Genomic DNA, 11,971 nt, shown 5'->3' with positions numbered 1-11,971 from the left:
GGGCTCAGCTCTCCCCCGGCGCGGCCGGTCCGAGAAACAGCGCGCTCCGGCGATAACGCCGGATCAGGAAACGCAGGATCACGCCGAGCGCCGCCGCGACCGGCGCCGCCAGCAGCAGGCCGGTGAAGCCGAATAATGATCCCGCCGCGAGCAGAGCGAACATCAGCCAGACCGGATGCACGCCGATCGAGCCGCCGACGAGCCGCGGCGACAGCACATTGCCGTCGAGGAACAGGCCCGTGGAGACGATCGCCACCGCCATGGCCGGCAGGCGCCAATCCGGCCAGCCCTGCACCAGAGCGACGATGATCGAGAGGACGAAAGCGGTGATCGAGCCGACATAGGGCACGAAGCTCAGCACGCCCGCGCTGACGCCGATGAGAAAGCCGAAATTCAAGCCGATCAGCGACAGGCCGATGCTGTACCACAGCCCCAGAAACAGGCAGACGAGCGCCTGGCCGCGCAGAAAACCAGCGAGCGCCTTGTCGATATCGCGCGCGATGGCGCGCACGTCCTCGCGATGGCGCGGCGGCACCAGCTGATCGAGCGTCGCGACCATATCGTCCCAGTCGAGCAGAATATAGAAGGCGACGACCGGCGTGATCACCACCAGCGACGCCATATTGACGAGCGCCGCGCCGCCGGAGACCAGCGATTTCAAGAAGGCGCCGCCCATACGCGCCGCTTCGCTGGCGAGATCATTGACATATTTCTGCGTGTCGAGCGAAGCGTCCGAGGTCGGCAGGCCGAGCTTCTCATAGACGCTCCTCACGAAATCGCCGGTCGCCTCGCGGCTGACGCGGGTGAGCAATCCCTGCAGAGTGGTGAGATAGCCGGGCAGGCTCTCGATGAACTCCGTCAATTGCCGGGTGAGCACCGGGGCGACGAGCACGACGATCACCGCCGCCAGAACGACGAACACCGTCAATATGGCGAGCGAGGCGCCGAGCCGCGAGAAGCCGAGCGTCTGCAGCCGATCGGCGACCGGATCGAGCAGATAGCCGAGCGCGAGGCCCGCCATGAAAGGCGCGAGAACCGAGCTCAGAAAATAAAACAGCGCGAAGACGAATAGAATCGCCGCCGCCCAAAGGGCGAGCGGCCGCTCGAGCCCCGATCCGCCCGGAATGCGGCCCGACTCTATTTCACGCTCCGACATCGTCCGGCCCCATGAGCTCGACCCAGCGCCAGAGATAGACGGCCGCCGAAGCGACGGTCAATGCCGCGACGACGGCCGAGACCAGGCTCGTCGCCCCGGCGAGAGGAATGGCGAAGGCCTCGCCGGCGAGCGCAATGGCGGCGAGCAGGAGCTGCGCCGCCGTCGTCGCCTTGGAGACCGGCAAGGGGCTGAGATCCATCGGCCGCCGTAGCAACCAGGTGACGAACACCGCGCCGACGATCATCACATCGCGCGAGATCACCAGCAGAGCGAGCCAGGGCGGCAGCACGCCCTTGATCGCCAGCGTCGCATAGATGGAGACGATGAGCGCCTTGTCGGCGATCGGATCGAGCACGGCGCCGAGCTCGGTGCGCAGATCGAAGGTCTTGGCCAGCCAGCCGTCGAGCGCGTCCGACGCCCCGGCGAGGACGAAAATCGTGAAAGCGGCGCGCCAATGATCGCCGACGATCATATCGATCGCCGCCGGCGTCAGGACGAGACGCCCGATCGTGATGAAATTCGGCAGCCAACGCAGACAGAGTGAGCGCATGACGATCATATCTGGTGCGCCGCAGGCTCGGCGCTAGACTGCTTTCCGATCCGCGTCGGAAGAATGCGCGCGCCCGTCCCGAATGTGACGCTCCGCACACACGCGCGAAACAGCCGGCCTATTGTCGCTGAAACCGCCCCCGCCGCTCGCCGGGTCCAGACGCTCCAAAGGTTAGGGCGAAAGCGTCGGCGCCGATATCGGTAACAATACCTAGAGCGTTTCCAGCCGAAGCGGACACCGGTTCGGCGTTGGAAACGCGTCAAAACAAAAGTGTCTCGTTTTAAAATAGCGCTCGAAAAGGAATCCATTATGGCCCAGCAAGTTCTCATGAAATTGGCGAATGGCGGCTGCTCCTGCTGCGATCCTCCGCCCGCGCCGGGCATTGCGATCGACGGCTCCGTCGGCCGCGGCGGGCGCAATCTCCCCAATGACGTCCGCACCATCCAAGCCGCCCTGAACAATGTGAGCTCGGCCGATGGCGGCCCGACGTTGAAGCTCGCGGTCGACGGTTTCGTCGGACCGCTCACCATCGCCGCGATCGAGAAATATCAGACACGCAAGCTCGGCTGGGCGGATGGGCGCATCGATCCCGACGGCCCGACGATTCACGCGCTGAATGGCCAGAGCGGCGGCGTGGCCGCGCCGGCCAAAGGCGGCGCCGCGCCCACGCCGCCGCCCAAAGCCACGGCGGAGCAGAACGCCAAATTCGTCGAGCGCATCGGCTTGCTGCTGCCGCGGGCGCGACACTGGATCTCGATGGCGCAGCTCAATATCGACATGGCGTCCGAATTCGTGCGCCGCGCTCCGCCCGGCCGCAGCGATCCGTTTCCCTCGCTGCACGACATCGGCAAATCACAGCTCGGTCTCTTCGACAAATATTTCCATGCCGGAAAACATTCCAACGCGACCAAGCTGCAGCAGCTGCAGAAAGCCAAGCGCATCTATGATTCGATGAACACCGTCATCACCCATTCGCTGCTGCAGGCGCCGATGTTCGGTTGGGGCGTCGGCTATTTCCAGCCGGACCCCGCCGACGGAACGCTCGCCGCGCTCAATTATGTCGCCTACACTTTCTACGGCGGCTGGCAGGCCCGCCGCCCGGACGGCAGGCCGCGGCTTTCCGGCGACGATAATTACAAGGGCCGCAAGGATCTGCGCGAGGACACGATCTTCTTTCCGGTCGGGCAGCTCTTGACGAAGACGGACAATTACATGCTCGAGACGATCATTCACGAGCTCGCGCATTTCGTCGGCCCCGGCGTGAAGAGTCCCGACCGCATCGGCGACCACACCTACGACACCAGGGCCGATTTTCTCACCGTGAACAATTGGACGGCCCTGCACACGGCCGAATGCTACGGCTATTTCGCCGCGGAATCGGCTCTGCGCAACTCGATAACCATACCGATCCACTGATCTCGGAAGGCGTGATCAGCAGGACGCGATCGACCAGACGCGATCGACCGGGCGCGGACGGTCGATCGACGTCTATTTCGACATCGACGCCTATTTCGACATGCAGGCCTTGATGGCGCTCGAGGCCTTCATCGCCTCGAATGTGTCGGCGCAGAATTTTTCGAGGCTCGGGCGCAGCTCGGGATTGGAGGCGTTGGCGCGCAGGCTCATCGCCCCTTCGAGCAGCTCCTTTTGCGCGGCATGAATATTGGCGCGCGGCAGCTCGACCGTGCATTCCTCATAGCGCGTCAGCAGCGCGTCGCAAACCGGAATGCCGGTCGCATCGACGGCGAGCGCCGGCGTGACGAAGAGGAGAGCCGCCGCGAGAGACATGAGATGTTTCACTGCCGAATTTTCCCTTATCGTCCAACCCGGCCGTCCCTATAGAGGCTCTGGCGCAAAAAGAAAACGGGCGACGGGCGCTCGCGCGGCCCGTCGCCCAACTCTGGCGCTGTGTCTCGCGAACGCCCGAGATTCCTTCGCGAAAGGCCGTCACAGCCCCGCGAGATAGCCGGTCGGGTCGACCGGCGTCGAACCTTTGCGCAGCTCGAAATGCAGCTGCGGCGAGCCGACATTGCCCGACTGGCCCGATTTTGCGATCGTCTGGCCGCGCTTCACCTGATCGCCGCGCTTCACATCGAGCTCGCCATTATGGGCGTAGGCGGAGACGAAGCCGTTGGGATGGCGGATCAGCACCAGATTGCCATAGCCCTTGAGCTCGCTGCCGGCGTAGGCGACGACGCCGCCCTCGGCCGCCTTCACCTGCGTGCCCTCGGGCACGGAGATATTGATGCCGTCATTGCCGCCCGAGTTGAAGCCCTGGATGATGCGGCCGCGCGCCGGCCAGCGGAACTCAGGACGCGCGTCGGCGGCGGCCGCGGAGGCGGCGGGAGCGGCTTTTTCCTCGGCCGGCTGCTGCGGCGGGATCGAGGCGGTCGGCGTCTTGTCGATATTGCGCTGCGGCTGCGGAGCCGGCGCGGCTTCGGCGAAACGCTGCGGCTTCTCGGCCTGCGGCGCGGCGCGAGCGATCTCCTTCGCCGGAGCCGGCTCGGGCTTTTTCTTGGCGATCTTCTCGGCGCGGGCTTCCGGCTCCGCCTTGCGGGCGGGCTCCGCCTGAGCGAGCTTGCGCTGCGGCTCGGCGGGCTTCGCTTTGACGGGCTCGGACTTGACGGGCTCCGCCTCCTTCGTCCGCTGCGCGAGCTGCGCGCGGGCCGGGCGGGTCTCCACCTGCTTCGGCGCGGGCGCCGGCCGGGCGGGCTGCGCCTGCACAGGCGCCTGAGCGATCTGCCTGGGCGTCGCGGGCTTCGCCTCCGCTAGCTTCGGCGCCGGCTTTGCGGGCTTCGGCGCGACTTGGACCAAAATCTGCGCCTGCTTGACAGGCGCGGGATGCGGACGTTCCGCCACCGCCTGCTTCTCCGGCTCGGGCTCGACACTCGAGGACTTCTTCCTGGGCTCGGCCGGAGCGGCGGCTTTCTTCTCCGTCTTGCGATCGCGGACATCCGCCGTCCTGGCCGCCGGCTGGGACTGCGGCTGCGGCTTGGGCTGCGCGGCGACATGGACGGGAGCCGCGGCGGCGACCGGCGCAGGAGCGGGAGCGGCCACGGGAGCGGCGGCGGAGGCCCGATAGATCGGGATCACCATCCGCGAGCCCGGATGCACCTCGGCCGCCTTGCCGAAGCCATTGACGCGCAGCAGCGCGTCGACCGGCACGCCATAGCGTGTGGCGATCACGCCGGCCGATTCGCCTTCGGCGACGACCACAGGCGTGCCGCCCTCGGCGCTCCAATGATTATAGGCGCCCGCGATGCGGGCCGGCGCCGGCGCAGCGGCGACGGGCGCGGGGGCCGCAGCGGGAGCGCTGTGAGCGACCGCCTGCGGCGGAGCGAGCGGGCGCTGCTCGACGACGCTGCGGCGCACGGGATTGGTCCCGGTCGGCGCGCGATCGACGCGGCCCACGGGCGCGGAATCCTGGAACGGATTGGTGAAAGGATCGGCGAAGCGGGAAGCGTCCGAACAACCGGCGAGCAGACCGGCGGCGCCCGCTGCGAACATGAGCCGCTTAGCGACCCGCGACAGAAAAACACGACGCTCAATTGCCATGACGCGACCTACACTCGAACGCAACTTCACTGCGCTCATCTAGCCACAGGCCGGTTAAGGGAGCGTTTAAGATGAATGCGAGTTCACCCGCGCCTCGAGGATTTTAGGTAAATACGGGCGCTCACAGAGCTTTGGCGCGACCGGCGAGCGCCGCGCCGAGCCGGCAGGAGCCGATATCCGTCTCGCTCCACAGCGCCTCCGCCTGGCGGCGCGTCAGCCGCAGCCGCTCCACCGGACGAGCGTCATCCGAGGTCGGAGGCTCGAATCGGCCGAACACGGCCGCGCCGCCCGGCGCGAGCGCGGCCAGAACCGCCTGCGGCGGCTCGTGGAAAGACATATGCAGCACGATGCGGTCGAAGAAGCCCTGCGTCTCCTCGGCGGCGAGGCCGTCGCCGAAGCGCGTCTCGACATTGGCGAGCTCGAGCTCGGCGAGCCGCCGCCCCGCCTCGATCGCCAGCGTCTCGTAACGCTCGATCGTCACCACCTCGCGGGCGAGCCGCGACAGCACGGCGGCGCCGAAGCCCGAGCCCGTGCCCACCTCCAGCACGCGATGATGCGGCTCCACGCCCAGAGCCTCGAGCCTGCGCGCGAGATCGGCCGCCGCCGGCATGGTCTGGCCGCAGCCGATCGGCAGCGACATGTCGCGGGCGGCGAGATCGCGGAAGCGATGCGGCGCGAACAGCGCGCGCGGCGTCGTCTCGAAGGCGCGCATGATCGAAAGGTCGCGCACGCCGGCGCGCCGCAATTGCAGGAGAAGCGCCGCGCGAGCCTCGATCGACTGTCCTTCGCCGGCGCGCTCCTCCATTTGGCCCCTATTCGAATGCGGCGGAGAGCCGCGTCAGCGTCGGATGGTCGGTGAAGTCGAGGCGCAGCGGCGTCACCGAAATCTTATTGGCCTCGACCGCCTCGAGATCCGTGCCCGGCCCCGGCGTGAAATTGCCGCGGCGGAAGGATATCCAATAATAGGGAATGCCGCGACCGTCCTTGCGATCCTCTATGTGCATCAGATCATTGCTGCGCTGGCCCTGCATGGTGACGGCGACGCCCGTCACCGCCAGCGGCTCGCAATTGGGGAAATTGACATTCATCAGCACGCCCGGCGGAATGCCCGCCGCGACGAGCTTGCGAATGATGTCCGCCGCATGCATCTCGGCGCAGGCCCAATGGATGTGCTGGCGGCCGGCGAAGAAATCATAGACCTGCGACAATGCGATGGAGGGAATGCCGAGCAGCGTGCCCTCTATGGCGCCGGCGATGGTGCCGGAATAGCTGACGTCCTCGGCGAGATTCTGGCCCGAATTGACGCCGGAGAGAATGAGATCCGGCGGCTTGTCGGCGAGCAGCTTGCGCACGCCCATGATGACGCAATCGGTCGGCGTGCCTTTGACCGCGAAATGGCGCGAGGAGATCTCGCGCAGGCGCAGCGGATCATTGATGGAGAGCGAATGGGCGACGCCCGACTGCTCGCTCTCCGGCGCGACGACGAAGACGTCGTCGCTGATCGTGCGGGCGACGCGTTCGGCCAGCGCGAGGCCCGCGCCGTGAATGCCGTCGTCATTGGTGATGAGGATGCGCATATGCTCACAAACGCTGATCGTTGGCGTTCCGTCTCCCACTCGTGGGAGAAGGTGGCCCTCGCGTCAGCGAGGGTCGGATGAGGGCTCGTCGTGTTCTTCGTGCCCGACGAAGGAAACGCGAGCCGAAAGGGCCCTCATCCGACCCCGCTTCGCGGGGCCACCTTCTCCCGCAAGCGGGAGAAGGAATCGCGCATGTAGATTTCGCTAAGGGCTACCTCGCCGCGGCGATTCGCTCCAGTCCGCCCATATAGGGGCGCAGAGCCTTCGGAACCGTGACGGAGCCGTCGGCCTCCTGATAATTCTCCAGCACAGCGACGAGCGCCCGGCCGACCGCCACGCCCGAGCCGTTGAGCGTATGCACGAAACGCGTCGCCTTGCCCTCGGCGGGGCGGAAGCGCGCGTTCATGCGCCGCGCCTGGAAATCGCCGCAGACCGAGCAGGAGGAAATCTCGCGATATTTCCCCTGCCCTGGCAGCCACACCTCGAGGTCGTAGGTCTTCTGCGAGGCGAAGCCCATGTCGCCGGTGCAGAGCGTCACCTTGCGATAGGGCAGCTCGAGCAATTGCAGCACTTTCTCGGCGCAGCCGGTCATGCGCTCATGCTCCTCGAGCGATTGCTCGGGCGTGGTGATGGAGACGAGCTCGACCTTGTAGAACTGATGCTGGCGGATCATGCCGCGCGTGTCGCGTCCCGCCGCGCCCGCCTCGGCGCGGAAGCAATAGGTGCCGGCGGTGAAGCGCAGCGGCAGCTGCGATTCGTCGAGGATGGATTCGCGAACGAGATTGGTGAGCGGGACTTCGGCGGTGGGGATGAGCCAATAGTCGCTCGTCGGCTCGTCCGATTGGCCATCACCGCGACCGGCGGCCACGGAAAACTGATCGTCACGGAACTTCGGCAATTGCGCCGTGCCGAACATGGCGTCGTCGCGAACCAAAAGCGGAGGATTTACCTCCGTATAGCCATGCTGATCCGTGTGCAGATCGAGCATGAATTGCGCGAGCGCGCGCTCCAGCCGAGCGACGCCGCCCTTGTTCACGACGAAGCGCGCGCCGGAGAGCTTGGCCGCGGTCTCGAAATCCATCAGCTTCAGGCCTTCGCCTATGTCGAAATGCTCTTTCGGCGGATAGTTGAATTGCCGCGGCTCGCCCCAGAGCAGAACCTCGACATTGTCGTGCTCGTCCTTGCCGTCCGGCACTTGCTCGAGCGGCGTGTTGGGAATTTCCGACAGCGCCTTGTCGAGCGCGGCGCTCGCCTCACGCTCGGCCTGCTCGAGCTGCGGGAAATCCTCCTTGAGCTTGGCGACTTCCGCCTTCAGCGCCTTGGCGCGGGCGGCGTCCTTCTCGCGCATGGCGAGGCCGATCTCCTTGGAGGCGCCGTTGCGCCGCTCCTGCGCCGCCTGCAGCGCCCCGATCGCAGCGCGACGCGAATCGTCGAGGGCGAGCAGGCGTTCGGACAAAGGCTCGAGGTTCCGGCGCCGGCGGCCAGCGTCGAAAACGGCGGCGTTATCGCGAATCCATTTGATGTCGTACATGAAAATTCATCCGCCGCTCGTGCGAGGCCCTCATCCGACCCTCGCTGACGCGAGGGCCACCTTCTCCCGCACGCGGGAGAAGGGAGCGGCCGACGTTTCGCGAAAACGAAGGGCGCGATTCCTTCTCCCACTCGTGGGAGAAGGTGGCCCCGCGAAGCGGGGTCGGATGAGGGCCCTTCTCCCGCATGCGCGAGAAGGGGTCAAGCCGTCGTCGTAGACTGCTCCGCCGCCCGTTTCTTCTCGATCCAGCGCACGGAAATGATCGAGGCCTCGTAGAGCAGCAGTCCCGGAATGGCGAGCGCCAGCTGGCTGAACACATCCGGCGGCGTCAGCACCGCCGCCACGATGAAGACGAGGACGATCGCATAGCGGCGCTTCTCGGCGAGGAATTTCGACGAGACGATGCCGATCTGCCCCAAAAGCGTCAACGCCACCGGAAGCTGAAAAACGACGCCGAAGGCGAGCACCAGCGTCATGATCAGCGACAGATATTCGGACACACGCGGCAAAAGCTCGATCTGCGCCTTGCCGGGCTCGTTGGCCTGCTGCATCGAGATGAAGAAATGCAAGAGGTTCGGCATGACGAGGAAATAGACGACGAGCGCGCCCAGCGCGAAAAAGACCGGCGTCGCGATGAGATAGGGGCGGAAGGCCTGGCGCTCGTGGCGATAGAGGCCGGGCGCGACAAAGGCGTAGACCTGCCCGATGACGATCGGACAAGAGACGAAGGCCGCCATGAACATGGCCACTTTGATCTGCGTGAAGAAATATTCTTGCGGCGCCGTGTAGATGAGCTTGGCCTCCGGCCCCGCGGCGATCGTATAGGGCACGACCAGAAGATTGTAGATGTCCTTGGCGAAGAAGAAGGACAGGATGAATGCGCCGAAAAAGGCGAGCAGCGCGCGGATGAGCCGCTCGCGCAGCTCCATCAGATGCTCGATGAGCGGCGCCTTGGTGGCGTCAATGTCGGCGTCGGTCATCTCGCCTGACTTTCGGCAGGGGTCGCGGCAGGCGTCGCGGGAAGCGTCGCGGCCTCGCTCGCCGGCTCCGGCGCGGGCGCAGCTTCGAGCGCAATGGGCGCTTGCGCGGCGGGCGCGAGTTCGACGGCCTTGCTCTCCTGCTCGTCGCTCTCCTGCTCACCGCTCTGTGGCGGAGCCGGCGGCCCCTCGATCGCGCCGACGATCTGCTCGCGCGCCTCTTTGAGCGGATCGAAGGCGACGTCCTTGCCGACGCCGGCGAAGGCCGAATCGACCTCGCTCTTCAAATCCTTGTGCACATCGGCGATTTCGGCCTCGCGCATCGCGTCCATGAACTGGCCCTGGAAATCGGCCGCCATGCGCCGCATGCGTCCGGTCAGCTGGCCGATCTGGCGCAGAACGCGCGGCAGGTCCTTGGTCGGAATCGCGACGAGCGCGACGATGCCGATGACGATCAGCTTTCCGGGATCGAGATCGAACATGGTCTCTTCTGCGCCTGCGCTCGGCCGCCGAGGAAAAGGGTGACGTCAGGCCTTTTTCGCGTCGACCGGCTTGTCGTGAAGGTCACTGGCGTGGGCATGGTTCGCGAGCGGCTGATGGTCCAGAGCCTTCGCCGGCTCCTCGACCTTCGCCTCGGTCTCGTCGTCGGCGAGGCCCTTCTTGAAGGCCTTGATGCCCTTGGCGACGTCGCCCATCACGTCGGAAATCTTGAAGCGCCCGCCGAACAGGATGAAAGCCACGGCGCCGACGATAATCCAGTGCCAGATCGACAGACCGCCCATGGCGCGAACCTCCACTCGTCTTTGTGGGCCGGCGAGGCCGACCGAAACTGTCCGGGAACCTAGGACGGCGGACGCGCAAAAACAAGTTGGATCGCCGCTCCCGCGTCGAATTCTCCGACCGCGCCGATAGGATTTCGGCGTCCCGCCGCGAGACCTTGCGAAAGCGCGCTAATCCTCGGGCGTCTAATCCTCGGGCGACTCCGGCTCTTCCGGCGCTTCGGGCTCCTGCAGATATTCGAGCTCGAGCTCCACCTCGGCCTCTCCCTCCAACGGCTCCTCGTCCTCTTTGAGCGAGGCGTCGTCGGTCGGCTGCGGCACGTCGAACCCTTTGGGCAGGCGGCCGTCGAAGAGGCCTGCGCCGCGCAGCTCCTCGAGGCCGGGCAGATCGCCGATCTGCTCGAGGCCGAATTGCATCAGAAAGCCGTCGGTGGTGCCATAGGTCAGCGGCCGGCCGGGCGCGCGGCGGCGGCCGCGCAGGCGAATCCATCCTGTCTCCAACAGCACGTCCAGCGTGCCCTTGGCCACGGCGACGCCTCTGATATCCTCGATCTCGGCGCGCGTCACCGGCTGGTGATAGGCGACGATGGCGAGCGTCTCCAGCGCGGCGCGGGAGAGCTTCTTCTGCTCGACCTGCTCGCGGGCCAGCACCCAGCCGAGATCGGCCGCTGTGCGGAAGAACCATTTGCGCCCGACCCGCGTCAGCGTCACGCCACGGTCGGCGTAATCCTGCTTCAGCCGCGTCAGCGCGGCCTCGACATCCGCTCCAGCCGGCAGGCGGCGGGCGATCTCGGTCTCGTCGAGCGGCTCGCTGGCCGCAAACAGCAACGCCTCGGCGACGCGCGCCGCCTCGCGCAGCGTCGCCTCCTCGCGGGCGAGCGTCGCCTCGTCGTCGAACAATTCAATGGGTCGCAAGGCTTGCGCCAAATGATCTCTCCCTCGCCTTTGAACCGCGAGCCTTCCGGCTCGCTACTCCGAGGCTTCGCCTGGCGAGCCGGAAGGCTCGCGGTCCAGTTCCGTCTCCCGCCGCCTCAGCCAGATCGGCGCGTAGGCGCGGTCCTGGCGAATGTCGAACCGCCCTTCCCGCACCATTTCCAGCGAAGCCGAAAAAGACGAGGCGCGAACGGTGCGCGCCGTTTGAATATCCACACAATAATCCAACAGATAATCGTCGAGCGCGGTCCATTGGGCCGCGATTCCGGCGAGCCGCTCGAGCGTCTCGCGCGCCTCCGCCAGCGACCAGACATTGCGCTGGCGCAAAGTCACCCGGGACACGGCCTGCTTCTGGCGCTGGCGGGCGTAGGCCGAGAGCAGATCATAGAGGCTCGCCGTATAGGTCGACGCAGTCCTCGTCTCGACCCCCTCGGGCCGGCCGCGCAAGAACATGTCGCGGCCGAGCCGCGCCCGCTCCTGGAGCTTGTCCGATGCGGCGCGGATCGCCTCGAGGCGGCGCAGCCGATCGGCCAGCGCCGCGGCGAGATCGGCGGCGGAGGGCTCCTCGCCGGTCTTGGGCTGCTCCGGCAGCAGAAGGCGCGACTTCAGATAGGCGAGCCAGGCGGCCATCACCAGATAATCGGCGGCGAGCTCCAGCCGCACGCGCCGCGCCTCCTCGACGAAGGCGAGATATTGCTCGGCCAGCGCCAGAATGGAGATGCGCGCCAGATCGACCTTCTGGCGGCGGGCGAGCTCGAGCAGCAGATCGAGCGGGCCCTCGAAACCATCCACATCGACGAGGAAGGCGGGCTCCGCCTCGGCGCGCTCATGTTCGCCGGCGATGTCGAAAGCCAAATCCTGCGCCATCTCGCCTCACGGCGTCCTCTCACGCCCCCGCCAACGGGAAGCGACG

13 protein-coding genes are annotated in these 11,971 nt (G+C 66.5%); 1 reads left to right on the top strand and 12 read right to left on the bottom strand.

Going from position 1 to position 11,971, the window contains the following annotated elements:
* Window positions 1-4: 4 nt before the first annotated feature.
* Both AC6IY7_RS16885 and AC6IY7_RS16880 read right to left on the bottom strand, forming a co-directional pair.
* A complete protein-coding gene (locus AC6IY7_RS16885) occupies window positions 5-1,156 on the bottom strand; it encodes an AI-2E family transporter (protein ID WP_497780568.1) in 1,152 nt (383 codons plus the stop codon).
* On the bottom strand, window positions 1,143-1,706 hold the full coding sequence (locus AC6IY7_RS16880) for a CDP-alcohol phosphatidyltransferase family protein (RefSeq protein ID WP_497780567.1): 564 nt from the start codon (window positions 1,704-1,706) through the stop codon (window positions 1,143-1,145). Before AC6IY7_RS16880 ends, AC6IY7_RS16885 begins: the two co-directional genes overlap by 14 nt.
* Window positions 1,707-2,015: 309 nt before the next feature.
* On the opposite strand from AC6IY7_RS16880, the gene AC6IY7_RS16875 reads away from it, so the two are divergent.
* Window positions 2,016-3,122, top strand: coding sequence for a peptidoglycan-binding domain-containing protein (locus tag AC6IY7_RS16875; RefSeq protein WP_497780566.1), 1,107 nt, complete (start codon window positions 2,016-2,018; stop codon window positions 3,120-3,122).
* 90 nt (window positions 3,123-3,212) lie between these two features.
* Here AC6IY7_RS16875 and AC6IY7_RS16870 read toward each other — a convergent pair whose 3' ends face one another.
* The 10 genes from AC6IY7_RS16870 to AC6IY7_RS16825 all read right to left on the bottom strand — a co-directional run bounded on the left by AC6IY7_RS16870 (window position 3,213) and on the right by AC6IY7_RS16825 (window position 11,925).
* Entirely contained in the window at window positions 3,213-3,506 is a 294-nt protein-coding gene (locus AC6IY7_RS16870) for a hypothetical protein (RefSeq protein WP_497780565.1), read from the bottom strand.
* Between the two features lie 147 nt (window positions 3,507-3,653).
* A complete protein-coding gene (locus AC6IY7_RS16865; RefSeq protein WP_497780564.1) occupies window positions 3,654-5,213 on the bottom strand; it encodes a LysM peptidoglycan-binding domain-containing M23 family metallopeptidase in 1,560 nt (519 codons plus the stop codon).
* Window positions 5,214-5,382: 169 nt separating this feature from the next.
* On the bottom strand, window positions 5,383-6,066 hold the full coding sequence (locus tag AC6IY7_RS16860; RefSeq protein ID WP_497780563.1) for a protein-L-isoaspartate O-methyltransferase family protein: 684 nt from the start codon (window positions 6,064-6,066) through the stop codon (window positions 5,383-5,385).
* A gap of 7 nt (window positions 6,067-6,073) precedes the next feature.
* A complete protein-coding gene (surE, locus tag AC6IY7_RS16855) occupies window positions 6,074-6,838 on the bottom strand; it encodes a 5'/3'-nucleotidase SurE (RefSeq protein ID WP_497780562.1) in 765 nt (254 codons plus the stop codon).
* A 211-nt stretch (window positions 6,839-7,049) separates the two neighbouring features.
* The gene (gene serS, locus AC6IY7_RS16850; RefSeq protein ID WP_497780561.1) at window positions 7,050-8,369 is read right to left on the bottom strand and encodes a serine--tRNA ligase; all 1,320 of its coding nucleotides are present in this window, start codon (window positions 8,367-8,369) and stop codon (window positions 7,050-7,052) included.
* 200 nt (window positions 8,370-8,569) lie between these two features.
* A complete protein-coding gene (gene tatC / locus AC6IY7_RS16845) occupies window positions 8,570-9,349 on the bottom strand; it encodes a twin-arginine translocase subunit TatC (protein WP_497780560.1) in 780 nt (259 codons plus the stop codon).
* Window positions 9,346-9,828: a Sec-independent protein translocase subunit TatA/TatB gene (locus tag AC6IY7_RS16840; RefSeq protein ID WP_497780559.1), complete on the bottom strand. Its 483-nt coding sequence runs from the start codon at window positions 9,826-9,828 to the stop codon at window positions 9,346-9,348. The genes tatC and AC6IY7_RS16840 overlap by 4 nt, the downstream gene beginning before the upstream one ends.
* Before the next feature lie 45 nt (window positions 9,829-9,873).
* On the bottom strand, window positions 9,874-10,128 hold the full coding sequence (locus AC6IY7_RS16835; RefSeq protein WP_497780558.1) for a twin-arginine translocase TatA/TatE family subunit: 255 nt from the start codon (window positions 10,126-10,128) through the stop codon (window positions 9,874-9,876).
* A gap of 183 nt (window positions 10,129-10,311) precedes the next feature.
* Window positions 10,312-11,052 carry an SMC-Scp complex subunit ScpB gene (gene scpB, locus AC6IY7_RS16830; protein ID WP_497780557.1) on the bottom strand — a complete coding sequence of 247 codons (741 nt, stop codon included), beginning with the start codon at window positions 11,050-11,052 and terminating at the stop codon, window positions 10,312-10,314.
* Between the two features lie 42 nt (window positions 11,053-11,094).
* Entirely contained in the window at window positions 11,095-11,925 is an 831-nt protein-coding gene (locus tag AC6IY7_RS16825; protein WP_497780556.1) for a segregation and condensation protein A, read from the bottom strand.
* Window positions 11,926-11,971 lie beyond the last annotated feature (46 nt).

The sequence above is a fragment of the Methylosinus sp. is20ea genome (genome assembly GCF_059718135.1).
Note: the sequence above shows the minus strand (reverse complement) of the source record. Positions and strands in the feature narration are given on the sequence as shown.

Bases quoted from the DNA above. Each gene is read 5' to 3' on its own strand.
- AC6IY7_RS16880 (WP_497780567.1), bottom strand. From the start codon at position 1,706: ATGCGCTCACTCTGTCTGCGTTGGCTGCCGAATTTCATCACGATCGGG.
- AC6IY7_RS16860 (WP_497780563.1), bottom strand. From the start codon at position 6,066: ATGGAGGAGCGCGCCGGCGAAGGACAGTCGATCGAGGCTCGCGCGGCG.
- surE (WP_497780562.1), bottom strand. From the start codon at position 6,838: ATGCGCATCCTCATCACCAATGACGACGGCATTCACGGCGCGGGCCTC.
- AC6IY7_RS16885 (WP_497780568.1), bottom strand. From the start codon at position 1,156: ATGTCGGAGCGTGAAATAGAGTCGGGCCGCATTCCGGGCGGATCGGGG.
- serS (WP_497780561.1), bottom strand. From the start codon at position 8,369: ATGTACGACATCAAATGGATTCGCGATAACGCCGCCGTTTTCGACGCT.
- AC6IY7_RS16825 (WP_497780556.1), bottom strand. From the start codon at position 11,925: ATGGCGCAGGATTTGGCTTTCGACATCGCCGGCGAACATGAGCGCGCC.
- AC6IY7_RS16875 (WP_497780566.1), top strand. From the start codon at position 2,016: ATGGCCCAGCAAGTTCTCATGAAATTGGCGAATGGCGGCTGCTCCTGC.
- AC6IY7_RS16840 (WP_497780559.1), bottom strand. From the start codon at position 9,828: ATGTTCGATCTCGATCCCGGAAAGCTGATCGTCATCGGCATCGTCGCG.
- AC6IY7_RS16865 (WP_497780564.1), bottom strand. From the start codon at position 5,213: ATGTTCGCAGCGGGCGCCGCCGGTCTGCTCGCCGGTTGTTCGGACGCT.
- tatC (WP_497780560.1), bottom strand. From the start codon at position 9,349: ATGACCGACGCCGACATTGACGCCACCAAGGCGCCGCTCATCGAGCAT.
- AC6IY7_RS16835 (WP_497780558.1), bottom strand. From the start codon at position 10,128: ATGGGCGGTCTGTCGATCTGGCACTGGATTATCGTCGGCGCCGTGGCT.